The organism is Picosynechococcus sp. PCC 73109, assembly GCF_001521855.1.
GTDB lineage: Bacteria > Cyanobacteriota > Cyanobacteriia > Cyanobacteriales > MRBY01 > MRBY01.
The window spans coordinates 1,266,120-1,291,982 of the sequence record NZ_CP013998.1 but is presented as its reverse complement, the minus strand read 5'-3'; the positions used below and the strand labels follow the sequence as shown (position 1 = coordinate 1,291,982).

Genomic DNA, 25,863 nt, shown 5'->3' with positions numbered 1-25,863 from the left:
CTATGACCCCCCAAGAACTCATTGCTAAATATGCGCTTGGAGAAACCCATTTCCCAGAAGCCCAACTCGATGGCGCGAACTTTTGGGGGGCAGATCTCATCGGCATTAATCTCCAGGATGCTGACCTCCACAACGCAATTTTGATTTTTGCCTATCTCAGCCGGGCCAATCTAAAACAAGCCAATTTCATTAATGCCAACCTCAGCGGCGCTAACCTCAACCAAGCCAATTTAACCTTGGCAGAACTTCATAACGCTGATCTCCATGGTGCTGTTTTAATTGGTGCTAACTTAACCAACGCCGACCTGACCCTGGCAAATTTACTCGATGCCAACCTGATGGGAGCAGATCTCCGGGGGGCAGACCTAAGCGGAGCGAATCTTTCTGGGGTCTGTTTGCGGGAAGCCAATCTTCGGGAAGAAAAGCGAGTTTATAATTCCAGTCTGCGGGGCACCATCCTCCGGAAAGCCGATCTACAGGGGGCGAACCTCCAAGGTGCCGACCTCGCCCGGGGCGAATTAAGTGGTGCCAACCTCAAGGGTGTGAATTTCCGACGGGCCGATCTCCATGAAGCCGATCTCAGTGGGGCCAACTTAGAAAACGCGATTTTGACCGAAGCGAATTTGATTGGGGCCAACCTCGTTAAAGCTAATCTCAAAAATGCGAAATTTGAGCGGGCGTTAATGGAGGATGCTGATCTTCGCCTAGCCAATCTTACCTGGGCTAATCTTCCTGGTGCCCGCCTCAATCGCGCCAAACTCAATAAAGCCAATTTGACCAATGCCCGTCTCAACCGGGCGGATCTCAGTCGCACCAACCTCTCCCAGGCCAAATTAATCGATGCTGAAATGATTGATACTTACCTTGCCCGCGCCAATCTGATGGGAGCAGATTTAACCCGGGCGAACTTGATCCGTGCTGAAATTAGCAGTACAAATCTTGCTGGGGTCATTCTGACTGGGGCGATGATGCCCGATGGCTCTGAACACCGCTAGGCTAACAACCAATTACGCCAACACATAAAAAAACCAGCCTAAGCTTCAGGGCTGGTCAGTTTGAGCTTGCTGTATGAGAGGAGAAACTCAATGTCAAGACGGCGCATGGTACTTTGCCGACAGATCCACTGGAATGGAAACCTGTAAAATCTTGGAGTGAGCTTTGTTAAAAATTGTAACAAGCACCGTCGAACTTCGCAACATTTCTTTACAGATGGCGTAATTTTTTGTCCAGGCCTTGATTTCAGATTTGGCGATCGCCAGCAAGATTAATCACGGAAAAATCGATTCTCTTAAAGATGAGTGGTTGTATTTTTGATGTGAGAACAGATATTTAAGCCCTGAAGAATAAGTAATTATACCCAGCTATTTTATCTAAACTTTTCTTTCTTTGGCGATCGCCTTTGGTTTTTCAGTTGATAGGATAAAATTCCATTCTTCAAAGCGTTCTGTGTTTGGAATTGTCTTTGGGAATGAACAGATAAAACAACATCAAATCTTAAATAATTGTTTATTGTTTGCCAGATCAATAGACATTACAGAATTAATCAGCAGGAACAAATGAGTATGAGGCATTATTGCGACGAGTGGATTCAAGAGTGGTGTGATGGCAATGGCTGGACAGATCCAACGTTAGTCAGTACCAATTTTTATTGGGCTTTTCCGCCAAATGGCGTGATGCCCGAACCCATTCCTGGAGAAATTCTCCGCCTCATTAAATCGGAAAAAGGTTTTACCCAAGATGAAAAACGTTGGCTGGCTTTGGCCGCTGGGGTGACCTTAGTTTCAGGTATTTTTACTTATTATTGGCATTGCCCTTTACCGTTGGTGATGGCCTTTGCCTTTAGTGCTGTCACAGCGGCACGTTTGGAGGTTGAAATTCCGGCAACGGCTTAGGAGGAAAAAGAGTCATTTCTCTTGAATCGGTATTTGTCACCCAATAGCCTACGGTAAGCAATATCAAAAATTCATCAATAAGTTTGCAAAAAAGTCCAGGAGAAGCAACCCTAGGATCGAGCATCCTTTGCGATAATAGGGAAGCATTTTTTACCCTTAAAACGTGTTGGCTAACAAAGATCTCCTCCACCATTTTTTGACGTATTTTACTGAGGTCAAGCATTGGGCCTTGGAGGCAAGGTTGTTGCGATGGTTGACTTTGTTGTGGCTTGGGCTTGGATTAGTCACGCTCTTTTCTGCGTCTTATCCGGTGGCAGCCGTTGATTATGGTGATGGTTGGTACTATGTCAAGCGGCAAATCGTTTGGGCGATCGCCGGTTTGATCTGTGCTGGGGCGATCGCCCGCGTCCCCCTGAAAAAAATTCGCTTGATTTCGTTCGGCGGCCTGATCATTTCTTTTGTACTAATTCTGCTGACGATTGTCGGTTTTGGTCGGGGCAGTGAAGAATGGGGCGCTTCCCGTTGGATTGGGATTGCCGGATTTGCCCTACAACCCTCGGAGTTTGCAAAGCCTTTTTTGGTCTTAGAAGCCGCCAATGTCTTTAGCCGTTGGCGTCAGTTAAAAATTTGGCACCGAGCTGTTTGGTTGAGCTTATTTGCTGGGATTTTATTGGCAATTTTGAAGCAACCCAACCTAAGTACCACCGCCCTTTGTGGTATGACGATCTGGTTTATTGCCTTGGCCGCAGGTATTCCTTGGCTATTGCTGGGGGGAGCCGCTGGTGTCGGGGGATTGGCGGCTTTAGCGAGTATTAGTGTTAATAGTTATCAACGGGAGCGATTGACGTTTTTCCTTGACCCTTTCCGCGCTGCACGGGATGAAGGTTACCAGTTGGTACAAAGTTTGCTGGCGGTTTCCTCCGGTGGTGGTTGGGGCTTAGGCTTTGGCGAATCCCAGCAAAAATTATTCTTTCTGCCTATTCAACACACGGATTTTATTTTCGCGATTTTTGCAGAGGAATTTGGTTTAATTGGCTCCTTGGGGCTATTGGGGTTACTTTTCGCCTATGCCTCTTTGGGGAGTTATGTGGCTTGGCGATCGCCTGTGCTCCGTCACCGACTCATTGCCATTGGGGCCACCTTTATTCTCATTGGTCAATCTTTGCTCAACATTGGCGTAGCAACGGGGGCTTTACCGACGACGGGTTTACCCTTGCCCCTCTTTAGCTACGGTGGCAGTTCAATTATTTCTAGTTTGATGCTGACGGGACTTTTGGTGCGGATCGCCAGGGAAAACGGCGAAGCAACAGTCATTTCCCTCGCAGAGCGACGGCAGCAGCGACAAGAAAATCCAACATAAACGCTCAACATTGAACGAACCAATCAGGGGTCAGACAGTTTCTGTTCCAGGGCTTCTAGCTGCTCTCGGCGTACCTCTAGTTCGAGTTGACGACGGGTAAAGTCTTGGCTTTGGGCCGTCATTTCTTGCCGCCAAGTTTCTATTTTTTTTGTTCTTGCTGGACAAACTCCGGGGTGATTTTGCCCGGAACAAAATAATGGTGCACCACATTCAAGAGCCATTCCGTCGCGTCTTGGATGCTGGCCAATTGTCGCTGTTTATCAAGTTGAATTAAAACCAGTGCCCCCACAGCAAATTCCGTTTGGGAATAAACCATGGAGGGGCGATCGCCTTGGTCATGGATGAGCCAACTCCCGTCAGGCTGCTCTTGCGCCACAAACACAAGTTGAAGCTGAGTCGATTGGGGATGACGTTGAATTTGAGCAAGGTGACGCATCACAGGTAAAGGAAACGCATTACTGAAGTCGTTGTAAACGTTCCGTCAAAATAGATTGTTGTGCTTCAGCTTCGGTAAGGGCAGACCGGGCACCTTCGATCACCTCTGCTGGAGCTTTATTGACAAAGCCAGGGTTATTCAAACGTCCACTGAGGGATTGAATTTCCTTATTCACTTTTACGAGATTCTTCTCTAATTTTGACCGCAGTGCAGGAATATCGACAAGGCCTTCGAGGGGAATTAAGACCTGGATTGTCCCCACGACTCCGGCGATCGCCTGTTTGAGGGAATTATCGACGGAATTGGTCAATTTTAAAGTTTCTACCTTGGCTAATTTAAGAATATAGGCTTCCCCTTTCGCCAAGGTATTGAGTTCCGTTTCCGTTTCGCTTTGGAGGATCACGGTGACCGTTGCCCCCGGTTTAATGTCCGCTTCTGCCCGCAGGTTCCGGATCGTGCGGATGGCTTCGATGAGCAGGACAAATTCATCCTCTAGGGAGGTATCGACTAACTGATCATTTTCGGCGGGGAAAAGCTGCGTCGCGAGGAATGTTTGGCCGTCCGCTTGGGTAAGGGTCTGCCAAATTTCCTCGGTGATGTGGGGCATAAAGGGATGGAGTAATTTCAGAATGTCCTCTAAGACCCACGCCAAAATCTGTTGGGCAACGGTGCGGGAAGCTTGATCTTGCGCTTCCTTGGCATAGAGACGGGGTTTGACCAGTTCGATATACCAGTCGCAGAAATCGCCCCAGATAAATTCGTAGAGGGCTTTGGCGGCTTCCCCTAAGCCATACCCTTCGAGGTTTTTGTGGGTATCGGCAATCACTTGGTGCAGACGGGAGAGAATCCAGCGATCGCCTAACTCTAGATCTCCCATTGCTGGACGACCCAAATCGGTGGGGGTTTTCCCATCGAGGTTCATCATCACAAACCGCGCCGCATTCCAAAGCTTATTGGCGAAATTCCGGGAGGCTTCTACAGACTGGGATTCATCGGTGGCCCGGTCATACTGCAAACTGATATCCTGTCCGGCTCCAGCGACCTCACGGATCAGGGTATAACGCAACGCATCTGTCCCGTAGCGATCGCACATCAGCAGCGGATCAATGCCGTTATTCGCCGATTTCGACATTTTTTTGCCATTTTCGTCTCGGACTAGCCCGTGAATGTAAACATCCTTAAAGGGAATTTTTCCGGTGAAATGGCTGGACATCATCGTCATCCGCGCTACCCAGAAAAAGATAATGTCAAACCCCGTCACCAACACGCTATTGGGGAAATATTTTTGAAAATCTTCGCTATTGTCGGGCCAACCCAAGGTCGAGAAGGGCCATAATCCAGAGGAAAACCATGTATCTAATACATCGGGGTCTTGCTCTAGCTGGCAATCTGCGCCGTAGGTGGCGATCGCCTTTTGTTTCGCTTCGGTTTCATCATGGGCAACGATAAAGGGCGTGTGATCCTGAATTTCGCCATTGGTTTCACTAACCACATACCACGCCGGAATCTGATGTCCCCACCACAACTGCCGCGAAATGCACCAATCATTCAGCTTCACTAACCAATCCCGATAGACCTTACGCCACCGTTCCGGCACATAGTTCGGTTGATTTTCTTCGTCTAAAAAGGCGAGGGTTTTCTGCGCCAGCGGGTCAATTTTCACAAACCACTGGGTGGAAAGGAGTGGCTCTACCGGAACCTTCCCGCGATCGCTGTGGGGAACACTGTGGCGATAATCCTCCGTTTTGACCAGTACGCCATCCTCTTTTAATTTGGCAACGAGATTTTTCCGCGCCTCAAAGCGATCTTGCCCTGCAAACATCCCCGCATTTTCATTTAACGTGCCATCGCGGTTCATGATGTTAATAAATTCGAGGTTGTGGCGTTTCCCCATGTCAAAATCATTCGGATCATGGGCGGGCGTAACCTTCACACAACCTGTCCCAAATTCAGGATCTACATGCTCATCGGCAAACACCGGAATTTCCCGCCCGACAATGGGCAGCGTTAACGTTTTTCCAATTAAATTTTTATAGCGTTCATCGTTGGGATTAACGGCAACGCCCGTATCACCGAGCATTGTTTCTGGGCGAGTCGTCGCCACTTCCACGTAGCCACTACCATCGGTCAAGGGATAACGAAAATGCCACAGATGTCCATCTACTTCTTTGTTTTCCACTTCGAGATCGGAGACGGCGGATTGGGATTCGGGACACCAGTTCACCAAATAATTGCCGCGATAAATTAAACCTTCTTCGTAGAGGGTAATAAAGGCTTTTTTAACGGCTTCGCAGAGATTTTCGTCAAGGGTAAAACGTTCCCGCGTCCAGTCGGCAGAGAGTCCCAGGCGTTTAAGTTGGTTGACGATCGCCCCACCGGATTCGGCTTTCCATTCCCAGGCTTTTTCGAGGAATTTTTCGCGACCAAGATCGTAACGGGTTTTCCCTTCGGCTTTAATTTGTTTTTCGACGAGGGTTTGGACAGCGATGCTGGCATGGTCTGTGCCGGGGAGACAGAGAACATTTTCCCCCTTCATGCGGTGATAACGAACGACAGTATCGATCAGGGAGGTATTGAAAGCGTGGCCCATGTGCAACTTGCCCGTAACGTTGGGGGGCGGAATCACGATGCAAAAGGGATCGCCTTTTTTCTGGGGGTCGGCCCGAAACACTGACCGTTCAAACCAAGTCTGTTGCCACTTATTCTCGGTGTTGTGGGGATCGTACTGACTGGGAAGATTGGGGATATCGGTAGTCATTGGGCCGTCTTGGAGAAATAAAAAAACTTGAGAGCTGCTTCATTGTAAATCGATCTTCGCCCTAGATTGTGCCATGCTGGGTTAGTTCTCCCCAAATTTGTTTGGGGACGGCGATCGCCTAGGATGTTAATCGGCAAATTTGGCGCGACACCGAAACACGGAACAATGTGCTAGAAGGAAGATGAGTTCGCACTATATCTGAACAAGATGGCAAAGAAAGAATATTTTTTATACGGTGGTTTGTTCCTGGCTGGGGCAATTTTGACGCCAGCGGCAGTTGGTTTATTCGGTCAAGGCGATCGCCCCGCCGAAACAACGGAAACAGCCGCTAATGAAACCTTTGGTAATGGCGACTCCAATCCAAGTTTTATGGCCGACGAACCCACTACGGCCACCTTTGCCGAAAACGACAGCCGCGAACAAATCCTCAAAGATTACGAAACGGTTTCCCCCGAAGCACTCCGCAACATTCCGACGGCGATTCCCCAGTACGCCACTAACCAGCCTTCTGTACCGCCCTATCCCAACTATTGGGCGAATATCAGAATTCCAAACTTCGCCAGTCCGCCCCTAAACCCCAATCCCAGTGCGGGTCAACCCAGTGGACAAACAGCAGGCGATCGCCCCCCTAACAATGTCGCCAGCGTACCGACCCTCGATTCGCAAACACCCCCAGACTCTTTTCAGCCTGACCCAGCAGCGTCCGCCCAGGAGAATCCTAATTTCCAGGGCCAAGACATGATCCAAGCCCCAAGCTCTGTCAATCTCCGGGATTTTGTGAACTCCGCTCCGGCCCGGGATCTTACACTGCCCTAGCTTGCAGAAAATCACGCACAATTTGCAAGATTTGCGCGGAACTGGTGCCATCTCCAAAGGGATTTACCGCATTGGCCATTTGCTCATACTTTTCTTGGTTTGTGAGCAAGAGTTGGGTCGCTTGGAAAATATTGTCCTGGGCGGTACCAATCAATTGGGCCGTACCGGCGGCGATCGCCTCTGGCCGTTCGGTATTTTCTCGCAAAACCAACACCGGCTTACCCAAGCTCGGTGCTTCTTCCTGGAGCCCCCCAGAATCCGTGAGTACCAGATAACTCCGTTGCATCGCCCCGACTAACTGCGGGTAATCTAGGGGTTCTGTGAGAAAAATTTGGGGATGTTGGCCTAGGATTTGCTGAATTGGCTCCCGGACGGTGGGGTTGCGGTGCATCGGTAATAAAATCGCCACATCTGGAAACGCCGTAACAATTTTATGTAACCCCTGCAAAATGTCCTGGAGCGGTTCGCCCCAATTTTCCCGACGGTGCACCGTCGAAAGAATCACCCGTTGCCGCCCCCAATCTAAACCGGGAATGTCACAGGGGGGATTTGCCGCTGCGACGGCTAAAAGGGCATCAATCACCGTATTCCCTGTGCAATAGGTGCCCCCTAAAATGTCTGCTTTTTTCAGGTTGGCGATCGCCTGGGGAGTCGGTGCAAAATGTAACTGGGCAATCTGAGAAATTAGGCGTCGGTTGGCTTCCTCTGGGAAAGGATTCATTAAATTATCCGTTCGTAAGCCCGCTTCCACATGACCTACCGGAATCTGCTGATAAAACGCCGCTAAAGCTGCCGCAAACGCCGTCGTTGTGTCCCCTTGCACCAGCACCATATCCGGGGATAACTTTTGGTAAATCGCCTGTAAACCCGCCAAGCTCCGGCAGGTAATGTCCGATAAGGTTTGTCCCGGTTGCATAATTTCGAGATCATCATCGGCCCGTAGATCAAACCACTGCATCACCTGATCAACCATTTCCCGGTGTTGCCCCGTCAAAATCACATGGGTTTTAAAATCAGACTGCTGGCGAAATTGCCGGATCACAGGCGCGAGCTTAATCGCTTCCGGGCGGGTACCAAGAGTGATACAAACTGAGGGCATAAAACACTCACCAAAAGATCTTATCCATTCTACAGATTCCCTTGCCAGTCACGAAAAAACCCGGCAAATTACCGGGTAGATACAAGCATCTTTTTTTAGATCACTATGAACTTTGGAAAACTCTAATCAACGAGGCAGTGTACAGGTGTGCCTCTAACTAACTTCACAGGTTAAAGGGCAGGCTGCAAAAATAGAATCCGATGCGACCTCTGCATTTCCGTGGAGCCAAGTTAACCAAGTCACCTCTTGGGGGTGAACTCCCTTGGCTGTTAGCATTGCCGCTGCGACCAAAATGCCCATCAAGGTGCCGCCAATAATCGTTCCGGCAACAACGAGCACTGCACTAACCGGCAAAATAGACTGGAGCACAATGGCCATGAGCGAACCAATGGTCATCATTAAAACAACAATTGGAAAACCGACAACCAAAAGGCAAACCAGTAGCGTAAAACTCCAGATCAAAAAGCTTTTTAATAGTACAGATAGGTAAGCTGAATCCCAACTGCGCGTCGATGAGTAGTCCATAATCTGTCCCCTCCCAGGGATATGTTTAGTTGTCAAAAAACTTAAATGGAAGCATCAATATTTCTGGGTGTTGATGCCCTTCGATAGTAAATAGTATAAACAGGAATTAGGTGAAAATGAGAATCTCTTTACATAAATTAATTTCTAAAGCTTTTTTTTATGGTAGAAATTCAAGAAAAAATATCAAAAACACTGATTGTTTAAGTCTTTTGCTCCCTCTAGGTCATTAGAAATAGTTATTTATACTCAGGTAATAAAAAGCCGTTTCTGGACTGCTATTCAACGCTTTTTTGTCGTCAAAACTTTGACCTGGTACCTGAGATTCTGTTACATTAATTCACATCAAATCATGAGTATTTATGCTCGGTTTAAAAGAGATTGTTTTTCCCTTGGGGACTGCCCCAGAAAACATTAGAAATGTTGTGGCAAAAGATCCCTAGATAGAGCTGGAGATTGTGTTGGTGGCAAATCGTTAAAGATGAAGGGCGCGATCTTTGATTTTTGGGTCAGGATAAAGGCGATCGCCTGCAGCATTTCCCCTTTAGCAGAGCGAAGATTTCAAGTTACCATAGGGAAAGTCAGCCAATAAATTTAGGCAAAATTCCCCGGTTAAACCCACACAACACCAGGGTGTCCCCTCATTTTCAGTCCCCTCCATTGCGGAAAGATACCTATGAGTGATTCCATGCCTCCGAACCGTTCTGCGGGTCCCCGTCCTCCCGTTCCCCCTGCCAGCGAGGCAACCCAAATTATCTCTGCACGGCCCCAACCTGCTGTTTCGGCGGATGAAACACAAATTGTGATGCCCCAACAGCGGCGTCCCCAGCCCACGGCCCAACCCCAACAACGTCGCCCGGCCTCCCCACCGCCGCCACCGCCGCTGCAACGGATGCCGCCCCCACCGCCTTTACCTACGCCACCTCGACAATATTTAGGGGCCAATGCCGAACGAATTCCCCAACGGGGGCCAGGGCAACCGAGTTTAAAAGAACTGGTCACCAGGGCTCACAAAGAAGGATTTTCCGATGTGCACCTTGGGGTCGGGGAAGTGCCTCGGTATCGTGATCGGGGGGAAATGGTGATCACTGAATATCCGGTGACTGACCAAGATACGTTTTATGCTTGGCTGCATGAAGTGCTTAAGCCACAGGAAATCCAACGCTTTAAGGACACCCTTGATTTTGACGGTGCAACCCAATACGAATTTGCGCGGGTGCGGATCAATATTTTTGATTCTTTAAATGGCCCCTCTTTGGTCTTGCGTTTGATTCCGCTCAAAATCTTGACCATGGAGCAGTTGCGCCTACCACCCATCTTTAAGAATATTTCTGATGCAGAAAAAGGCCTCGTTTTGGTTACAGGGCCAACGGGTTCGGGTAAATCCACAACCATGGCGGCAATGGTAGATTACATCAACAAAACCCACCCAAAGAACATCATCACCATTGAAGATCCGATTGAATTTGTTCACCAAAGTCGGAAATCTCTAATCAAGCACCGGGAAGTGGGGATGCACACCCTAAAGTTTGATAATGCGCTCAAAGCGGCCCTCCGGGAAGATCCAGACATCATCCTGGTTGGGGAAATGCGGGATAAAGAAACGGTTAATACGGCCCTCAAAGCAGCGCAAACGGGGCACCTTGTCATGGGAACGCTCCATACTAACAGTGCGATTAAAACTATTGAGCGGATTCTTAATCTCTACAGTGCAGATGAGCAGAATGCGATGAAGGTGGCGATCGCCGAATCCTTGGTTTCTGTCATCGCCCAAGGCCTATGCCGTACCACCGATGGAAAGCGAGCTGCTTACCATGACATTTTGGTGAATACCGAAACCATGAAAGATTACATCGTCAGCGGTCAGTACGACAAAATGCTTGAACTGATGCAAAATGGCGAATTTGATGGCATGGTCACCATGAATCAGTCGTTGTTTAACCTCTACCAAGAAGGTCGGATTACAGAGGAAATCGCCCTAGAAAAATCGCCGACGCCCAACGAAATGGCGATGATGCTCCGGGGACGGATCTAGGCAGAGACCCGTTTCTTGGTAAGCTTGTAACGAATTGTAACGATCAAGAAGTTATGTCCGATTCTCATTCCCTCTTTTTGGCGGTTGCTGGCCAACCCTTTCCTTTATACTTCACCCTCGTTTACGTGGTGGGCTTCGTGGCGGCGGTATCCATTGGTCTGATCGCCTTTTTTAATTCCAAGCGGCCTTCGGGTTGGGAAGAGGCCAAACGCCCGGATCTGATTCCAGATTTGCAGAAAAAAGAGTCCCAGGATCAGTCTTAGTCGGTTCCGCCGCTGGGTTTAAAGTCGGGGCCAAGGATTTCTTCCATGTCTGGGTGGTCCTCTGGCTCTGGAGGAAAATCAAATTCGGCGATCGCCTCAATATCAGAGGGGTCGCGGGTGATCTTGACCTGTTGGAGGCGGGGGCCGTCAATGCCCATCACTTGAAATTTCAGGTCTTCAAAGTGAAAGACTTCACCCGTTTCTGGGATTTTTTGCCATTGGTAGAGCAAAAAGCCACTGAGGGTTTGGTAATCGTCGGTGTAGGGCAATTCGATATTTAGCAAATCATTGAGTTCTTCGAGATCAATTTGGGCATCGACCAGGAAAGTCTGTCGATCTAAAGCTTTGAAATGGAGCGGCGCATTGGGATGACTGTCGAGTTCATCGCCAATAATTTCATTAATAATATCTTTGAGAGTGACAAGCCCGGCGGTACCACCAAATTCGTCTACTACCATGACCATCGGTTGTTTGGTGCGCTGCATTTTCGGCAAGAGGTCGGCGATCGGGGTACCCTCGGCGACGAAGGGAATAGGCTTTACCCAGCGATTAATGGCCGTATTGAGATTCATCCCCCCAGCAGCTAAGGGTTTAGCAAAATCCCGGAAGCGCACAAAACCGACAATGTCATCGATGGATTCTCCGTAGACGGGATAGGCGGAGTGATTGGTCTGGCTGACTTTTTGCAACAGTTTGCCGAGGGTCGCGCCGTTGGCGATTGCATGGATTTTTGTGCGGGGCGTCATAATTTCTTCGGCAACCACATCACCAAATTCAATGACATTACTTAAAAGTTCCCGTTCCTCCGCCTCTAGGCCCATGGATTCTTGTTCGGTGGTGATAATCAGTTGGAGTTCCTCTGGTGTCAGTCGGTCATACCAAAGCCCCTGCTGAATCGGCGCAATACCCCCAAGGCGCAACAGGAGACGGTTAGATTGATTCAAGATCCAAATAAACGGTTTAAAAATTCGGGCGATCGCCAAACTGGGGGGAGCTAACCAGCGGGCCATTTCTTCGGCATGGGAGAGGGCCAAGGATTTAGGACAGAGTTCCCCCAAGACGATCTGCAAATAAGCAATTAAGAAAAAAGCAAAGGGGATCGAAATAGAAACAGCAAAGGGTTGGATCCAGTCGTCAGGGAAGGGCAATCCCATCAGGAACTGAGCAATAACCGTCGCCATGGTATCTTCACCAATCCAGCCCAAGGCCAAACTAGAGAGGGTAATTCCTAACTGGGTTGTCGAGAGGAGACGTTCCAAACGGGACTGGAGAGCTTGTACCATTTTGGCCTGGAGATCCCCCTCCGCAATTAGTTGACTAATGCGTGATCGCCGCACCGAGACAATCGAAAATTCTGCGGTCACAAAAAAAGCATTAATTGCGATCAGCAACAACACAGACAATAATCGGACTAAAATTTCACCGCTCGATAACATGGAATTGCGCTATTACCCTTGCAGGCGTACTGTTTCTACCTAACGTATCACTGGAATCTGAGAAAGTTCTAGGGAAATTTCCCGGTCTGGATAGTCCTGAAGTTGGAGCGACAGGGTTTGCGTTTCATCCAGGATCACCGCCGGAATCCGAATGGTGCCAGCATACTTTTGCCGATTTGCAGGGATTTCATTGGGGAGGCCGTCCATTTGGGTACTTAGCAACCGTCCCGTTTCGGTTTTAATTTCAAGGAAGTTATACAAAAAATTCACCGCTTCCTGGCCATTATTTTGCAGGTTTACTTCCATAAGCCAATCGTTGCCAGAAAGTTGGCCGCTTACAATTTCTAAAGTGACATCGTCTGCACTGGTGCTGAGGGGAAAGGTTTTTTGGTCGGCGGGATCTGCAGGTTGTTCCTCAATAAAGGCGTCCTTTTGCGGTGCTGCTGCCGGGGTGGCCTTTTGGAGTTCCTTTTCTTGGGCCTGGATCTGATCGTAAACGGAGACAATGATTGATCGCTCGGACACAAATTCTAAATTTTCGGCGGGATCTGCTTCACCATTATCGGGCTGACGGCTACGAATCAGTTGCTGACTCGGATTTCCTTCGGGCTGCTTGACACCTTTTAGGGCTTCGTAACCGACGGTAAAGCCATAGAGGGCACTCACGGTTCCAGCACCAAACATCGCCAGTAGGAGCAGGAAAGTAAAAGCCAGGGTCGTTTGAAACTTCATGGGCGATCGCCGAGGGAACAGTTAAGGAAGAGAAGAAATTGTACTATGATAGCCTGTGGGCAAAATCGCCCCAACAAATTTGCCAGGGTTGGCCGAGCGGTTTAGGCAACGAACTCATAATTCGTCCCAGGCAGGTTCAACTCCTGCACCCTGGACTTTCAGATAAGTTTTCGAGCTTCAAATTTACCAATTTAAAGGTTGCGAAAAAAAACGCCCCAAAGGCGATCGCCTTTCGTTTGGGAGCATTGCCGCTTGGGTAAATGTTATTGCGCCCTAATAACCCATGTTGTAGTCGAAGGCAGCTTCCGTTTGCAGGGAAGAGTTAAACGGATTCGGCAAATCCTGGGTACGCAGCACCGGGTCACTGTCTACCTGTTGCAACAAAATGTCCCGGTAAAGAATATCGATTTTCTTGATATCTCGTTTTGCCCGTTGTTCGGGATAGCCTGCCCCATTCAAGCCAAAGGGGGAAACACCAAAATAATCATTGAGTACTTGGCCCGTGCTAAAGCTCGCAAAGGTATCCTGCAACTCGTAGTAGAGGGCGCGGGTAAATACATCATTTGTATGTTCTGGGTAAGTGGGGTATCTTCCCTCTAGATACGTTTGGGCGATCGCCCCTTGGCCAATTCCCTGTACCGCCGCACCTACCACAAAAACTGTGGTTAAATGATGAAACCATTTTTTCATGGCATTACATCCATAAGTCAAATCTTTACCAGCATCTTTGCTCACAAAACCCAATTGGTCAAGTTTTCTCTGTACTGAACTTCATATACAACCATGCCTGCCCTTTCTGACCTCCTGACCGCTGATCAAGCCACCCTCAGACAAACACTCCTCAATCAAATCGCCACAGATGCGTATAAAGAAGGCGACTTCACCCTCTCTTCCGGACAAAAAAGCACCTACTATATCAACGGTAAATTGGTCACCCTCACCCCAATGGGAGCGCTCCTCATCGGTCGTCTGATCCTTGCCCAGCTCGATCAAGACGTTGCTGCTGTCGCTGGTTTAACCCTAGGGGCTGACCCGATTGTTAGCGCCGTCAGTGTTGTGTCAGCCTACGAAAATTGTCCCATTCCGGCTCTGATTATTCGCAAAAAAGCAAAGGGCCACGGCACCCAAGCCTATATCGAAGGGCCATCCCTTACCCCAGGCGCGAAAGTGGTTGTCCTTGAAGATGTTGTGACCACGGGACAGTCCGCCGCCCAAGCCGTTGAGCGTCTCCGGGATGCCGGTTACCAAGTAGAAGAAATTATTGCCCTTGTTGACCGTCAGCAGGGAGGGGCCGAATTTTACGCTAGCCAAAATCTCAAATTTTCTAGCTTGTTTACGATCACCGAAGTACAAGCCGCCTACCGCGCTTTAAATGCTTAGTCCCAGACATTGAATCTAATCAAAGTCCTCACTCAATCTGGTGGGGATTTTTGGAATTAGCCCCTGCGTAATGTTTGGTAAATGCTCCCTTGGCTAGGTTGGTGCGGCAGTGCTATGACTGAGGCAAGTGGCCATGGTGGAGCTTAGGATAATGGCGAATCGCTACCCGACACAGATCAACGCCCTTTGGATAGCTTTTCTTTTGGGAACCTTGTTTCATACGGACTTGGGATTGATGCCTCTGTTCCATGACCAGACGGTGGAGCACTCCCATGCTGGAGGCAACCTAGATCTCGTTTTCGGGTTTATGCTTTTTTTCTTCACCATCCCCATGGTGTTGATCATTTTGACGACTTTCACCAACAGTAAAGGGTTTCGGCGACTACATTTTTTGGTGACTGTATTATATTCAGTGCTAAATGTTGGCCATTTGATCGCAGACATTGTGGTGCAAGCTCCCTGGTATCAGCTTGTGTTGATGACGTTACTCCTGGGGATTGGTCTTTTATTGAATTTGGTGTCGTACCAGTGGCTCCAAAAACGTTACCATCGGATCAGAAAAACAATTCCTGCTGCCTAGGGTTTTTGTATTATGAGCGGCGATTGTGCAGTGTAATCAATGAAAATTTTATGTATTCACGGCCTCAGCCGGACGCCCTTTTCTCTCCTGGGGTTGGCTCAATATTTGGAGCGCCATGGTTGGGCAACGGAGCAGTTTGGCTATTTTGCGGCTACGGAAAGTTTTGAGCAGATTGTGGTACGGCTCCGCCAAAAAATTCAGGCGATCGCCAAAACCGGAAAATACAGTATCGTGGCCCATTCCTTGGGAGGAGTCCTGACGCGGGCTGCTCTCACTTGCCCGAAAACCCCAGACCCAGAACATGTGGTGATGTTGGGCACCCCAAACCAACCACCTCGTTTAGCGGCTTGGGCTTGGCAATTGCCTCCTTTTCGCTGGTGGACAGGCCAATGTGGGTTTAATTTAACAGATCCGGCTTTTTACAAGGCTCTCCCCAATTTAGATGCACCCTACACGGTGATTGCTGGCGTCGGTGGCCCCAGGGGGAGCTTAAGTCCCTTTGGCGAAGAATTTAATGATGGCATTGTTGCCCTAGAAGAAACACGCCTTTCTCCAGCAGATCCTGTGATCCAATTACCGGTACTGCACACTTTTATGATGAATCACTTGCCCCTCCAACAGACTGTCCGCGACATTTTGCGCCCCCACTCTCCCGCGTCTTGGTGAAGATAAAAAAAGACGCACTCCGGTGCGCCTCAAAAGATCAACAGCAAATTTTTTAACTCAACGTTTAGAAATTACTAAATTCCTATTGGAATGTCGTTGTGATCCGTTTCATTGCTTCGAGCACGTTTTCACGGCTATTGAAAGCAGAAATACGGAAATAGCCTTCCCCAGCGGCCCCAAAGCCAGATCCAGGGGTACCAACCACATTACAGTTGATCAAGAGCTTGTCAAAAAAGTCCCAACTCGATAAACCAGCAGGGGTTTTGACCCAGACATAGGGCGCATTCACGCCGCCATAGACATCAAAACCAACCGCTTGGAGTTCCCGACGAATAATGGCCGCATTTTCCAAGTAAAAATCGATCAGTGTTTTGATTTGGGCTTGACCCGCTTCGGAATAAACGGCCTCTGCCCCCCGTTGGACGATGTAAGAAACGCCGTTAAATTTGGTGGACTGACGGCGGTTCCAGAGGCTCCAGAGTTGCACGGCTTGGCCATTGCTCGCAGTAACAGTCAGATTTTTCGGCACAACGGTAAAGGCACACCGAGTCCCTGTAAAGCCTGCATTTTTAGAGAAAGAACGGAATTCGATGGCGCAATCCTTCGCTCCTTCTAGTTCGTAGATCGAGTGAGGTAGGCTTTCGTCGGTAATGAACGCTTCATAGGCAGCGTCAAAGAAAATAATCGAACCATTGGCTTTGGCATAATCCACCCAAGCTTGGAGCTGTTCTTTCGTCGCCGTTGCCCCGGTGGGATTATTCGGAAAACAGAGATAGATCAGATCGACTTTTTCTGTGGGGATTTGGGCCACAAAGTCATTGTCAGCGGTGATGGGGATGTAAGTCAGGCCACCATATTTACCAGACTCATCGGCTTCCCCGGTATGTCCTGCCATCACGTTAGTATCAACGTAAACGGGGTAAACGGGGTCAGTGACGGCGATGGTGTTGTCTTTGCCAAAGATATCAAGGATGTTCCCGGTATCGCATTTGGCACCATCAGACACAAAAATTTCAGAGGCGTCAATGTCACAACCGCGGGCCTGGAAGTCGTGGACAGCGATTTTTTCCCGTAGCCAAGCATAGCCTTGTTCTGGGCCATACCCTTTAAAGTTGGCGCGATCGCCCATGTCGTCAATGGCCTTTGCCATCGCTTCTCGACAGGCAGCGGGTAATGGTTCGGTGACATCACCAATCCCTAATTTGATAATGGGCGCATTGGGGTTTTCTGCTAGAAACCCATTCACTCGCCGGGCAATTTCGGGAAAGAGATAACCTGCTTTAAGTTTGAGGTAATTTTCGTTAATTCTAACCATAGAAAAATCAGGGGCAAAAGACCGTAAGACAGCTTAACCTATCATCCCATGCCCCAGGGAAGCCGCTAGATCTTTTTGGGGTGAAGAGGCCGGAAAAATTATCCATCGCTACTCACCTGACCAATCCATCGCACCGGGTTACAAAAATCGAAACGCCATCCCATCACGGCACAAATTCTGCAACCCTAGGAATAGATCTTGATCCAAAGGCGATCGCCACCTCGGTTTCCTGGACTAACAAGAACATTCTGTTATTTTTGAGAAGGATTATCAACCGTTGATTTTTAGGTGAAATCCCTGACTTGCCAAAATATTTCTACGTTCTTCGTTTCTGGCCTAAATGCCCTTAATTTTGCCGAGATTATCTTTTTCCTAAAGGTATACAAAGCGTCTTTTTTTGAATAAACTGGACTTATTGGTCAAAAAAATATTCTTTTTCAATCTTTTAAACGGTAGTGATCATCACAAGGGATACTGCCGCCATGGGCAAAAAAGTCTATCCCTGGGTGGAGTTAGCCCCACCGAACTTGATTTTATTCGCGCGAAAAGATACACTATAGAAAGTGAAAAGTCTTAATTTATGGGCGTCTCCCTGTACCTCTACTGCAATAGAGGTCTTATTTTTGAGAAATGTTTTCCCCGCAAGGGCCACCCGTATCGCATTGAATAACATATTGCAACGACACTATATTTTTAATTGAGTCTGTCGATATCTCAAGTTCGGTAATCCCGCATCTTTTCCCCTTTTCAAGCTCTTGGTCAATCAAGGAGAATTAAGTATAGAACGCCGATGAATTCCCCATCCCTGAGATTTTAATGAATCGTTGAACCTTTTTCGATTGTTGCCCGTCTAAAGTAGTGAGCGCTCAATTAAAAGTCATAAAGCGTAAGAAAGTTAAAGGGTATGTCGTTTATTTTTTAGAAAAATTCTTTGTGTTCTAGATTGTGACCTACATGATGATTGTTTTGTAAAGTATCTGCCCCCCCTGGGCCGCACCATATAGTTCTTCGTTCTTTAGATTTAAGGAGTTAAAGCGTAAATGCCTAAAGTAAATCTTCAACAAGCCCCCAATAACGGCAAAAGTTCTGCGGATATGGTGCGTACCTATCTCCGGGAAATCGGTCGGGTGCCCTTGTTAACCCACGAAGAAGAAATTGTCTATGGGAAACAGGTTCAGCGCCTGATGGCCCTCCAGGAAAAACGCCAAACCCTAGAAGAATCCCTTGATCGCGAAGCAACCCGTGAAGAATGGGCCGAGGCCGCTCAACTGACACCGAAGCAACTCCAACGGGATCTCCAAATCGGGGAACGGGCAAAGCGCAAGATGATTGAGGCAAATCTCCGGCTTGTGGTGGCGATCGCCAAGAAATATCAAAAGCGCAACCTAGAATTCTTAGATTTGATCCAAGAAGGCAGCCTTGGTTTAGAACGGGGTGTCGAGAAGTTTGACCCCACAAAGGGGTATAAGTTCTCCACCTATGCCTACTGGTGGATTCGCCAGGCGATCACCCGGGCGATCGCCCAACAGGGTCGCACGATTCGACTCCCGATCCACATTACCGAAAAGCTCAACAAAATTAAGAAAACCCAACGGCAACTGGCCCAAGACCTAGGCCGGGCGGCCACCATCGCTGAAATCGCTGAAGCCCTCGAATTAGAACCGGCCCAAATCCGTGAATATTTCCGCGTTTCCCGGCACCCAATCTCCCTCGATGTCCGGGTTGGCGATAATCAAGATACCGAGTTAATGGATTTACTCGAAGACAGCGGCGAATCCCCCGATAACAACGTCACCTATGAGTTGCTCAAGCAGGATTTGCGCGACCTGATCGCGGATTTAACTCCCCAGCAACAGGAAGTGATTATTCTGCGCTTTGGCCTGAACGATGGCAAAGAACTATCCCTGGCAAAAATTGGCAAACGCATGAACCTCAGCCGGGAACGGGTACGCCAGCTAGAACGCCAGGCTTTGAATCATCTGCGGCGCCGGCGATCGCAAATTCGTGAATATCTGGTTGCCAGCTAAATTTTTTAACTTTTCACCATGACTTAGGCATTCTGAGATGGGGCATTCTCCCCATCTTTTTTTGTCCATCTGGACGGCTAATAAAAAAGATTTTTAATATTGTTGACTTAATTTATCAACTAAGGGTATTCTAAAGATGGTGTTTTTCTCTCAAGGATGTACAGGGTGGGTGGTCCCACCTTTTTTATTGCCAAAAATGCCAGCACACAGCACTGGTAGGCACGCTTGCAAAGACAATGGATAATTTTCTAGGCAACAATAGACAAAGATTCGAGGGCAATGCAGGGGGTATAACAAGAACCCTGCCAGCGGCGATCGCCTCCCACTTGAATAATTTGTTTGAGGGCCTCATAAACGTTGCCAGTGACCATCGTATCCTTAATCCGTCCGGTGATCTGCCCTTGTCGTACCTGGTAGCCCAGGTCAATATTGACGGAAAAATCTCCCGAAAGGTCTGCGTCTCCTCCCAAGATTTGATCGACGACAATTGCTGTATCTAATTGCGAAATAATTGTGTTAAGGTTGCCTGCGCCAGGGGCAACAATCAAATTAACGAGCTCTGGGGTTGGATAGCGCCCGAGACTGGCCCGAAATCCGTTGCCTGTCGGTCGAATCCCAAGGCTCCGACTTGTTTGGCGATCGCCGTAGATGTCTTGGGCAGAACCTTCCCGCACCAGGGACAAAGAGCGAGTCAGGGTACCTTCGTCATCAAAGTGGCAAATGTAAGGTTTGGCGGTGGGGTCTTGGTAGAGGCTGATCTGGGATGAGGCGACCCGTTGGCCGAGGGCTTGGCTCCAAGGAGAAGACTTTTCGAGGATATTTTTCCCATTGAGGGCGGCGGCAACCGTTGACCACAGCAGGGGCGCAGCATTACTGGTGAAAATTACTGGTATTTTGCCCGTGGTGGCCGGACTATTTTGCTTCGCCCAGTGGAGACGCTCCAGAATCCTGTGTACCGTTGCCTCTGGATCGAGGGAATCCTGGGTAATATCCCCATCATAAATGCCCAAAAAGTCATCCCCCCGCACCCACTCCACCTCTAGGCCATAGCTGAGGGAAATATCGGCGGCAGTGCAATAGAGACCTTCGGAATTGACCAGGAGCGTATGGCTCGATTCGCAGTCGAATACACCGCTACAGAGAATATCGGGATAGTGATCGCGCAGTTGGGCGATCGCCGCTTTGCCTTTCTCGACTAGAGTCTCCACGGCCACGGCAGTGCCAATGGGAGGATTGATATCACGGCGCGGCTCACAGACTTCTAGGGGCGTCGGTTCCTGGAGTTGGCTCAAGGCGATCGCCTTTTCTACTAATAGTTGTGGTGCGACATGACCATAGGCCACCGCGAGCCCAGGCCGCCCTTGGTACCAAAGCCGCAGTGCCGTACCGATGGATTCAGCCGTTTCTAATTGTTTGAGACGATTCGCCTCAAAGGTGACGGGGTGGGAAACGGAACTTCCCTGGTAAACTTCCGCAAACTCGGCTCCCCCCTGATGTGCCAAATCCAGGAGCTGCTGGGCAAAATCGCTCATAAAATTTTCCTACCGATACCCTACAAACTGTAAATAACGCCACTTAGCGGAAACTTTCGATTCAATCCTAGTGTCCCTAAAAGACTTTCGCCTCAGGCAAAATGAGCATCGCATCTCCAAAGGAATAGAAACGATATTCCTGGGCGATCGCCGCCTGGTAAACGTCGAGCAATCTTTCGCGCCCGATCAATGCACTGACCAGCATCAGCAAGCTCGATTTTGGCAAATGAAAATTAGTGATCAGGCCATCCACCACCTGCCATTCGTAACCCGGATAGATAAATAAATTGGTTTGTCCCTGGAAAGACTGTAACTCTCCAGGAGAAGCGGCGGCCATTCCCTCTAGCGATCGCACAACCGTTGTCCCGACCGCAATGACCCGACCACCCTTTGCTTTCGTTTCCCGGATTTTTTTTACTGTTTCCTCTGGCACGTCAATCCACTCATAGTGCATATCATGGGCGGTGATATCTTCTACTTCCACCGGGCGGAATGTGCCCACCCCCACATGGAGGGTTACAAAGGTTTTTTCAATGCCTTTTGCTTCTAGTGCTGCAAATACCTCCGGCGTAAAATGTAGCCCTGCCGTCGGTGCCGCCACAGCCCCAGGAGTCTCTGCATAGATCGTTTGGTACTGGTCGGGTTTCGCCTCAGAATCTGTCACATAGGGAGGGAAAGGTATTTCTCCAAAATCGTCTAACACAGACCAAAGGGTTTGGTTTGGCCGCAACTGAAATTCGAGTAAGCGCCCCCCTGTCTCTGGGTCTCGATCAACCACCGTTGCTTTCAGGGTTTGGCTCAAATCATGAGGCGCGGTGAATAGAATTTCTGATCCTAGGGTAAAACGTTTCCCCGGTTTCACTAAAGCCAACCAAGTATCCGCTGAACGTTCTTCCAAGAGGAGGACTTCTACCGGAGCGCCCGTTGTCTTACGGCCATGGAGCCGTGCTGGGATTACCTTTGTATTGTTCATCACCAGCAGGTCATTGGGCTGTAGCCAATCAACCAGATGATAAAAATGCTGATGCTGAATGCTATCGACAGAATCAAGCACTAACAGACGGGAACGATCACGGGGAGTGACAGGGGTTTGGGCAATGCGTTCCGGCGGCAGGTCGTAGTCATAACTTGAGAGGCTTTGGTCTGGGTTCATAGCTCACTGAAGCGAATAAAAATCTCCGATATAATGAACACAACTTTGAGGACGGCACAGCAAAATTTTTTTATTCCAACTATACCGACACAAGTGCAATGGTTGAATCTAGCTTACATTACCCTATTTTTGGTGCTGAAATTCCCTGTCCCCATTGTCGTCAAATGATTCCAGCGTTAACTTTGACGGATAGTTATCTCTGCGATCGCCATGGTGCTTTTGAAGCAGATCCAGAAACAGAAACCTTAGTCCATCTCCAGTCCAGTCGCCAATGGAAACGCTGGGAAGAAAAATGGTACCGTCAACATACCCATCCTGACGGCATTCGCTTTGAGATCCACGAAGCCCTTGATCGCCTTTACACCCAGGGGTTACGGGCCACAAAAATCACCATCGCCCAACGCTACCAAACCTTAATGCGGCGCACCCTCGATTTTAAATCGGCCTCTGGACGGGGAGATATAACCCCAACGGACTATGCGGCCACCCCTTCAGTGCCCCACCTATACGGCCTCCCCGTGTTTTTTCATGATGCTGGCGATCGCCAAGACCGTTGGCAGATTGTCAACTTCGAGCTTGAAACCGAACCCGGCTCCCCCCGGCGTTATCCCTACCATTACCTGAGCCGAGAATAATCCCCATCAAACCCTTATTTTTGACCGGATTCTAGACCCTGGGGCATCAGCTCACTCAAATCAAACTTTTTCAACTGATTGGCAAATTGGGGCAAAATTTCTAGACAAAAGGCTTCCGCTGCCTTGGAGCGATAACGGTTTGGATTGACGATCACACTTAAAATACGCCGTACTTCCACATCTTCAATGCGCGCCCGGTGCAGCACACCCATTCGTAGCTCTTTCTCAATGGCCGTCACTGAGACAAAGGAAGCCCCTAGGCCCGACTGCACAGCATTTTTGATCGCCTCGATGGAATTGAGTTCCATTTCAATCTTGAGCCGTTTGGTATCGATATCGCAGCGGGTTAAGACTTGATCAATGACCTTGCGGATCGTCGATTGGGAATCGAGGGCAATGAATTTCAGTTTGTACAAATCGTCTCGATAAATGGTTTCTGCCTTGGCGAGGGGGTGACTCACGGGCAAAATTAGGGACAGTTCATCCTCGGCATAGGGAACAATTTTCAACGTATCTTGCAACTCCGAAGGAACTTCGCCGCCAATGATTGCGAGATCCACTTGACCGTTAGCCACTCCCCAGGAGGTGCGTCGCGTCGAATGTACTTGTAACTGGACTGCCACATCGGGGTATTTCTGCCGGAAGCAACCAATCATCCGGGGAATGAGGTAGGTACCCGTGGTTTGGGAGGCGCCGACAATCAGGGTGCCCCCCTGGAGATTTTGTAAATCTTCAATGGCCCGACAGGTTTCTTGGCAGAGGGTAATAATTTTTTCGCCGTAATCGAGGAGAAGATAGCCGGCTTCGGTGAGTTGGGCGCGCCGTCCGCCCCGGTCGAAGAGGGGGACATTGAGCTGTTTTTCGAGGTTTTGTACCTGGAGACTGACGGCAGGTTGGGAGACGTAGAGACTATCTGCCGCCCGTTTAAAGCTTCCTTCGGTGGAGATGGCTTTGAGGATACGGAGTTGATCCAGGGTAAATGGAATGTCAGACATATAGCCTCGGCAAAAAGGGACGACAAAGAGGGATCACGGCTGGTTTTATGATTGACAGTACCATAATAAGGGGATCGTATCTCTTTTCATGGATAATATAGCCTGTACTAATTTTAAGCAAAATACTTCGATCGACGGAATTATGACGGATTTGAGCTGGTTTTCGACAAGTCACTGGATTATGGCGGGTCTTTTGCTCGGTTTTGCGATCGCCCATAGTGGTTTGGCGGCGTTGCGTCCCTGGGGCGAACAAAGAATCGGTTCTCGCCTATACCGGGTGCTCTTTGCTTTGGTGAGTATTCCCTTCGCCACTGGTTTGATTATTTACTTCTTTAACCACCGCTACGATGGCCTAGTGTTGTGGCAAATCCAGGGGGACGCTTGGGTGAAACCGACGGTGTGGTGGTTGTCGGCGATTTCGTTTTTCTTTTTGTATCCTTCGACATTTAACTTGCTCGAAATTGCGGCGGTCAAGCAACCCCAGGTGCATCTCTACGAAAAGGGGATCATTCGCATCACCCGTCACCCCCAGATGGTCGGTCAGTTGATTTGGTGCGTGGCTCACACCCTCTGGATCGGCAGTTCTTTCACGCTGCTCACCTCCATTGGCTTGATGGCCCACCATATTTTTGCGGTTTGGCATGGCGATCGCCGTCTGAGATCCCGTTATGGACAGACGTTTCTGGCGGTGAAAGAACGCACCTCGATCATTCCCTTTCTGGCGATTCTCCAGGGACGTCAACAGCTTAAACTAGAAGAATTCCTCAAGCCTGCCTATGTCGGTGTTACAGCCTTCATTGCCCTGCTCTGGTGGGGACACCCCTGGTTGATGGTGATGACGGCTAAAGTGCCCTGGTAACGGAAAAAAAGATGATCCCCAGGACCGATACAGGTAAGATAAGAGACCACAGATAATATTGAGTATGTGAGCGAAAAGAACAGGCAATTATGGTTCTATCAATCACCGAAGCGGATTTTACCCAGACTGTTTTAGAAGCCAATCAACCTGTTTTGGTGAACTTTTGGGCACCCTGGTGTGGTTTGTGTCATTTGCTCCATCCCTTTTTGGTGAAGTTGCAAAAGGAATGGGAAGGACAATTTCTTTTGGTCGATGTTAATGCCGACGATAACCTAAAGCTCGCCAATACCTATCGCCTCAAAACCCTCCCGACTTTAATTTTGTTCAACGATGGCACGATCGTCGAGCGTATCGATAAGTTCCAAAACCGCGATCGCCTTAATGCCCAGCTCGAACAACTCCTCCAGGGCGTGGTGATCCCCTAAATTTTCTATGACTGCCCCCCTCATCGTCATCTGTGGTGCCACCGCGACGGGTAAATCCGGTTTGGCCTTAAAAGTTGCCGAAAAACTGGACACGGTAATTCTTAGCGCCGATTCGCGTCAAATTTACAAAGAATTCGACATCGGTACAGCGAAACCAACCCCTGCAGAGCAGCAAAGCATTCCCCATTACCTGATCGATATTTGTGAACCGACAGAAACGCTCACCTTGGCGGAATATCAAGCCCAGGCCCAAGCACTGATCGCTCAATTTCACGCCGAACAGAAGCCCGTTTTACTCGTCGGCGGCACTGGCCTTTACATTAAAGCGATTACCAAAGGTTTAAAAATTCCCCGGGTTGCGCCTCAACCGGATCTGCGCCAACAATTTATTGAACTCGGACAACCCTACAGTTATCAACTACTGCAGAAACTTGACCCAGAAGCTTGTCAGAAAATTCACCCCAATGACCAAGTGCGTACCCTCCGGGCCCTAGAGGTTTTTTATGTCACAGGGAAACCGATTAGCGACCAACAGGGAGAAAATCCGCCGACTTATTCGATCCTCGAAATTGGCCTCGATTGCGCTCCCGACCACCTCGATCAACGGATCCGTCAACGCACCCAGCAGATGGTTGACCAAGGCTTTGTTGCTGAGGTTGAACGCTTGGGTAAAAAATACGGTTGGGATTTACCGCTCCTGAATACCCTGGGTTATGCAGAATTTCGGGATTATTATGTACGCGGTCAAGGGACATTAGAAGAGGCGATCGCCAACACCGTCCTCCACACCCGCCAATTTGCCAAACGCCAACGCACTTGGTTCCGCACCAACCCAGATATTCACTGGCTCGATAACACCGCCCCAGATCTCCTTGAGCAAGCCCTCAATCTCATTACTCAACAATAGAGATTTGAAAGATTTTCCACATAAAAAAGCACCCTTTCGC

25 protein-coding genes and 1 tRNA gene are annotated in these 25,863 nt (G+C 49.0%); 15 read left to right on the top strand and 11 right to left on the bottom strand.

From position 1 onward, the window contains the following. Window positions 1–2 precede the first annotated feature (2 nt). The 3 genes from AWQ23_RS06255 to AWQ23_RS06245 all read left to right on the top strand — a co-directional run bounded on the left by AWQ23_RS06255 (window position 3) and on the right by AWQ23_RS06245 (window position 3,252). Window positions 3–995 (top strand): pentapeptide repeat-containing protein, encoded by a 993-nt coding sequence (locus AWQ23_RS06255; protein WP_012306841.1) that lies wholly within the window; start codon window positions 3–5, stop codon window positions 993–995. 567 nt (window positions 996–1,562) lie between these two features. After that, entirely contained in the window at window positions 1,563–1,892 is a 330-nt protein-coding gene (locus tag AWQ23_RS06250; protein WP_030006303.1) for a hypothetical protein, read from the top strand. 163 nt (window positions 1,893–2,055) lie between these two features. Beyond that, window positions 2,056–3,252 (top strand): FtsW/RodA/SpoVE family cell cycle protein, encoded by a 1,197-nt coding sequence (locus AWQ23_RS06245; RefSeq protein ID WP_062433575.1) that lies wholly within the window; start codon window positions 2,056–2,058, stop codon window positions 3,250–3,252. Window positions 3,253–3,391: 139 nt separating this feature from the next. Here AWQ23_RS06245 and AWQ23_RS06240 read toward each other — a convergent pair whose 3' ends face one another. Then, window positions 3,392–3,691 carry a hypothetical protein gene (locus tag AWQ23_RS06240; protein WP_232308976.1) on the bottom strand — a complete coding sequence of 100 codons (300 nt, stop codon included), beginning with the start codon at window positions 3,689–3,691 and terminating at the stop codon, window positions 3,392–3,394. A 16-nt stretch (window positions 3,692–3,707) separates the two neighbouring features. After that, the gene (locus tag AWQ23_RS06235) at window positions 3,708–6,446 is read right to left on the bottom strand and encodes a valine--tRNA ligase (RefSeq protein ID WP_062433569.1); all 2,739 of its coding nucleotides are present in this window, start codon (window positions 6,444–6,446) and stop codon (window positions 3,708–3,710) included. Between the two features lie 207 nt (window positions 6,447–6,653). On the opposite strand from AWQ23_RS06235, the gene AWQ23_RS06230 reads away from it, so the two are divergent. Continuing rightward, window positions 6,654–7,262: a hypothetical protein gene (locus AWQ23_RS06230; RefSeq protein ID WP_062433566.1), complete on the top strand. Its 609-nt coding sequence runs from the start codon at window positions 6,654–6,656 to the stop codon at window positions 7,260–7,262. Here AWQ23_RS06230 and wecB read toward each other — a convergent pair. Both wecB and AWQ23_RS06220 read right to left on the bottom strand, forming a co-directional pair. Beyond that, window positions 7,249–8,361, bottom strand: a complete 1,113-nt coding sequence (gene wecB / locus AWQ23_RS06225) for a non-hydrolyzing UDP-N-acetylglucosamine 2-epimerase (protein WP_062433563.1) — start codon at window positions 8,359–8,361, stop codon at window positions 7,249–7,251. The two genes, AWQ23_RS06230 and wecB, sit on opposite strands and share 14 nt — an antisense overlap. A gap of 153 nt (window positions 8,362–8,514) precedes the next feature. Next, window positions 8,515–8,886 (bottom strand): hypothetical protein, encoded by a 372-nt coding sequence (locus AWQ23_RS06220; RefSeq protein WP_012306834.1) that lies wholly within the window; start codon window positions 8,884–8,886, stop codon window positions 8,515–8,517. A 673-nt stretch (window positions 8,887–9,559) separates the two neighbouring features. Here AWQ23_RS06220 and AWQ23_RS06215 point away from each other — a divergent pair. After that, window positions 9,560–10,918, top strand: coding sequence for a type IV pilus twitching motility protein PilT (locus AWQ23_RS06215; protein ID WP_062433560.1), 1,359 nt, complete (start codon window positions 9,560–9,562; stop codon window positions 10,916–10,918). A gap of 53 nt (window positions 10,919–10,971) precedes the next feature. Then, the gene (gene psb35, locus AWQ23_RS06210; protein WP_062433556.1) at window positions 10,972–11,181 is read left to right on the top strand and encodes a photosystem II assembly protein Psb35; all 210 of its coding nucleotides are present in this window, start codon (window positions 10,972–10,974) and stop codon (window positions 11,179–11,181) included. On the opposite strand, the gene AWQ23_RS06205 is transcribed toward psb35, so the two are convergent. Both AWQ23_RS06205 and AWQ23_RS06200 read right to left on the bottom strand, forming a co-directional pair. Beyond that, window positions 11,178–12,617: a hemolysin family protein gene (locus AWQ23_RS06205; RefSeq protein ID WP_062433553.1), complete on the bottom strand. Its 1,440-nt coding sequence runs from the start codon at window positions 12,615–12,617 to the stop codon at window positions 11,178–11,180. The genes psb35 and AWQ23_RS06205 overlap by 4 nt on opposite strands. 39 nt (window positions 12,618–12,656) lie before the next feature. Continuing rightward, window positions 12,657–13,349 carry a hypothetical protein gene (locus tag AWQ23_RS06200; protein ID WP_062433549.1) on the bottom strand — a complete coding sequence of 231 codons (693 nt, stop codon included), beginning with the start codon at window positions 13,347–13,349 and terminating at the stop codon, window positions 12,657–12,659. A gap of 82 nt (window positions 13,350–13,431) precedes the next feature. Between AWQ23_RS06200 and AWQ23_RS06195 the strand changes: the two genes are divergently transcribed. Continuing rightward, window positions 13,432–13,504 (top strand) — tRNA-Ile (locus AWQ23_RS06195). Between the two features lie 118 nt (window positions 13,505–13,622). On the opposite strand, the gene AWQ23_RS06190 is transcribed toward AWQ23_RS06195, so the two are convergent. Continuing rightward, complete coding sequence (locus AWQ23_RS06190; protein ID WP_052349607.1) at window positions 13,623–14,039, bottom strand: hypothetical protein; 417 nt, start codon at window positions 14,037–14,039, stop codon at window positions 13,623–13,625. A gap of 93 nt (window positions 14,040–14,132) precedes the next feature. On the opposite strand from AWQ23_RS06190, the gene pyrE reads away from it, so the two are divergent. From pyrE to AWQ23_RS06175, 3 genes are all read left to right on the top strand, one after another. Continuing rightward, a complete protein-coding gene (gene pyrE, locus AWQ23_RS06185) occupies window positions 14,133–14,729 on the top strand; it encodes an orotate phosphoribosyltransferase (protein ID WP_012306828.1) in 597 nt (198 codons plus the stop codon). Between the two features lie 148 nt (window positions 14,730–14,877). Then, a complete protein-coding gene (locus tag AWQ23_RS06180) occupies window positions 14,878–15,309 on the top strand; it encodes a hypothetical protein (protein ID WP_315862683.1) in 432 nt (143 codons plus the stop codon). Window positions 15,310–15,348: 39 nt separating this feature from the next. Beyond that, on the top strand, window positions 15,349–15,975 hold the full coding sequence (locus AWQ23_RS06175) for a triacylglycerol lipase (RefSeq protein WP_062433543.1): 627 nt from the start codon (window positions 15,349–15,351) through the stop codon (window positions 15,973–15,975). A gap of 82 nt (window positions 15,976–16,057) precedes the next feature. On the opposite strand, the gene AWQ23_RS06170 is transcribed toward AWQ23_RS06175, so the two are convergent. After that, window positions 16,058–17,290 carry an LL-diaminopimelate aminotransferase gene (locus AWQ23_RS06170; protein ID WP_062433539.1) on the bottom strand — a complete coding sequence of 411 codons (1,233 nt, stop codon included), beginning with the start codon at window positions 17,288–17,290 and terminating at the stop codon, window positions 16,058–16,060. Between the two features lie 1,040 nt (window positions 17,291–18,330). On the opposite strand from AWQ23_RS06170, the gene AWQ23_RS06165 reads away from it, so the two are divergent. Next, entirely contained in the window at window positions 18,331–19,317 is a 987-nt protein-coding gene (locus tag AWQ23_RS06165; RefSeq protein ID WP_012306824.1) for an RNA polymerase sigma factor, RpoD/SigA family, read from the top strand. 248 nt (window positions 19,318–19,565) lie between these two features. On the opposite strand, the gene AWQ23_RS06160 is transcribed toward AWQ23_RS06165, so the two are convergent. Both AWQ23_RS06160 and queA read right to left on the bottom strand, forming a co-directional pair. Continuing rightward, window positions 19,566–20,849, bottom strand: a complete 1,284-nt coding sequence (locus AWQ23_RS06160; RefSeq protein ID WP_062433536.1) for a TldD/PmbA family protein — start codon at window positions 20,847–20,849, stop codon at window positions 19,566–19,568. 76 nt (window positions 20,850–20,925) lie between these two features. Beyond that, window positions 20,926–22,002: a tRNA preQ1(34) S-adenosylmethionine ribosyltransferase-isomerase QueA gene (queA, locus tag AWQ23_RS06155; RefSeq protein WP_062433533.1), complete on the bottom strand. Its 1,077-nt coding sequence runs from the start codon at window positions 22,000–22,002 to the stop codon at window positions 20,926–20,928. A gap of 98 nt (window positions 22,003–22,100) precedes the next feature. On the opposite strand from queA, the gene AWQ23_RS06150 reads away from it, so the two are divergent. Then, on the top strand, window positions 22,101–22,637 hold the full coding sequence (locus AWQ23_RS06150; protein ID WP_062433530.1) for a TIGR02652 family protein: 537 nt from the start codon (window positions 22,101–22,103) through the stop codon (window positions 22,635–22,637). A 14-nt stretch (window positions 22,638–22,651) separates the two neighbouring features. Here AWQ23_RS06150 and AWQ23_RS06145 read toward each other — a convergent pair whose 3' ends face one another. Next, window positions 22,652–23,632 carry a LysR family transcriptional regulator gene (locus AWQ23_RS06145; RefSeq protein ID WP_012306820.1) on the bottom strand — a complete coding sequence of 327 codons (981 nt, stop codon included), beginning with the start codon at window positions 23,630–23,632 and terminating at the stop codon, window positions 22,652–22,654. A 142-nt stretch (window positions 23,633–23,774) separates the two neighbouring features. On the opposite strand from AWQ23_RS06145, the gene AWQ23_RS06140 reads away from it, so the two are divergent. The 3 genes from AWQ23_RS06140 (at window position 23,775) to miaA (ending at window position 25,823) form a co-directional block, all read left to right on the top strand. After that, window positions 23,775–24,491 carry an NnrU family protein gene (locus AWQ23_RS06140; RefSeq protein ID WP_030006290.1) on the top strand — a complete coding sequence of 239 codons (717 nt, stop codon included), beginning with the start codon at window positions 23,775–23,777 and terminating at the stop codon, window positions 24,489–24,491. Window positions 24,492–24,580: 89 nt separating this feature from the next. Next, window positions 24,581–24,916 (top strand): co-chaperone YbbN, encoded by a 336-nt coding sequence (locus AWQ23_RS06135; protein ID WP_012306818.1) that lies wholly within the window; start codon window positions 24,581–24,583, stop codon window positions 24,914–24,916. Window positions 24,917–24,923: 7 nt separating this feature from the next. Beyond that, on the top strand, window positions 24,924–25,823 hold the full coding sequence (gene miaA / locus AWQ23_RS06130) for a tRNA (adenosine(37)-N6)-dimethylallyltransferase MiaA (protein WP_062433528.1): 900 nt from the start codon (window positions 24,924–24,926) through the stop codon (window positions 25,821–25,823). Window positions 25,824–25,863: the final 40 nt, after the last annotated feature.

What these genes read in the sequence shown, in the direction of transcription:
- AWQ23_RS06255 (WP_012306841.1), top strand. Translation starts at nt 3, where the DNA reads ATGACCCCCCAAGAACTCATTGCTAAATATGCGCTTGGAGAAACCCAT.
- AWQ23_RS06230 (WP_062433566.1), top strand. Translation starts at nt 6,654, where the DNA reads ATGGCAAAGAAAGAATATTTTTTATACGGTGGTTTGTTCCTGGCTGGG.
- AWQ23_RS06135 (WP_012306818.1), top strand. Translation starts at nt 24,581, where the DNA reads ATGGTTCTATCAATCACCGAAGCGGATTTTACCCAGACTGTTTTAGAA.
- AWQ23_RS06205 (WP_062433553.1), bottom strand. Translation starts at nt 12,617, where the DNA reads ATGTTATCGAGCGGTGAAATTTTAGTCCGATTATTGTCTGTGTTGTTG.
- miaA (WP_062433528.1), top strand. Translation starts at nt 24,924, where the DNA reads ATGACTGCCCCCCTCATCGTCATCTGTGGTGCCACCGCGACGGGTAAA.
- AWQ23_RS06175 (WP_062433543.1), top strand. Translation starts at nt 15,349, where the DNA reads ATGAAAATTTTATGTATTCACGGCCTCAGCCGGACGCCCTTTTCTCTC.
- pyrE (WP_012306828.1), top strand. Translation starts at nt 14,133, where the DNA reads ATGCCTGCCCTTTCTGACCTCCTGACCGCTGATCAAGCCACCCTCAGA.
- AWQ23_RS06165 (WP_012306824.1), top strand. Translation starts at nt 18,331, where the DNA reads ATGCCTAAAGTAAATCTTCAACAAGCCCCCAATAACGGCAAAAGTTCT.
- AWQ23_RS06220 (WP_012306834.1), bottom strand. Translation starts at nt 8,886, where the DNA reads ATGGACTACTCATCGACGCGCAGTTGGGATTCAGCTTACCTATCTGTA.
- AWQ23_RS06235 (WP_062433569.1), bottom strand. Translation starts at nt 6,446, where the DNA reads ATGACTACCGATATCCCCAATCTTCCCAGTCAGTACGATCCCCACAAC.
- psb35 (WP_062433556.1), top strand. Translation starts at nt 10,972, where the DNA reads ATGTCCGATTCTCATTCCCTCTTTTTGGCGGTTGCTGGCCAACCCTTT.
- AWQ23_RS06140 (WP_030006290.1), top strand. Translation starts at nt 23,775, where the DNA reads ATGACGGATTTGAGCTGGTTTTCGACAAGTCACTGGATTATGGCGGGT.
- AWQ23_RS06215 (WP_062433560.1), top strand. Translation starts at nt 9,560, where the DNA reads ATGAGTGATTCCATGCCTCCGAACCGTTCTGCGGGTCCCCGTCCTCCC.
- AWQ23_RS06150 (WP_062433530.1), top strand. Translation starts at nt 22,101, where the DNA reads ATGGTTGAATCTAGCTTACATTACCCTATTTTTGGTGCTGAAATTCCC.
- wecB (WP_062433563.1), bottom strand. Translation starts at nt 8,361, where the DNA reads ATGCCCTCAGTTTGTATCACTCTTGGTACCCGCCCGGAAGCGATTAAG.
- AWQ23_RS06200 (WP_062433549.1), bottom strand. Translation starts at nt 13,349, where the DNA reads ATGAAGTTTCAAACGACCCTGGCTTTTACTTTCCTGCTCCTACTGGCG.
- queA (WP_062433533.1), bottom strand. Translation starts at nt 22,002, where the DNA reads ATGAACCCAGACCAAAGCCTCTCAAGTTATGACTACGACCTGCCGCCG.
- AWQ23_RS06160 (WP_062433536.1), bottom strand. Translation starts at nt 20,849, where the DNA reads ATGAGCGATTTTGCCCAGCAGCTCCTGGATTTGGCACATCAGGGGGGA.
- AWQ23_RS06145 (WP_012306820.1), bottom strand. Translation starts at nt 23,632, where the DNA reads ATGTCTGACATTCCATTTACCCTGGATCAACTCCGTATCCTCAAAGCC.
- AWQ23_RS06250 (WP_030006303.1), top strand. Translation starts at nt 1,563, where the DNA reads ATGAGGCATTATTGCGACGAGTGGATTCAAGAGTGGTGTGATGGCAAT.
- AWQ23_RS06170 (WP_062433539.1), bottom strand. Translation starts at nt 17,290, where the DNA reads ATGGTTAGAATTAACGAAAATTACCTCAAACTTAAAGCAGGTTATCTC.
- AWQ23_RS06190 (WP_052349607.1), bottom strand. Translation starts at nt 14,039, where the DNA reads ATGAAAAAATGGTTTCATCATTTAACCACAGTTTTTGTGGTAGGTGCG.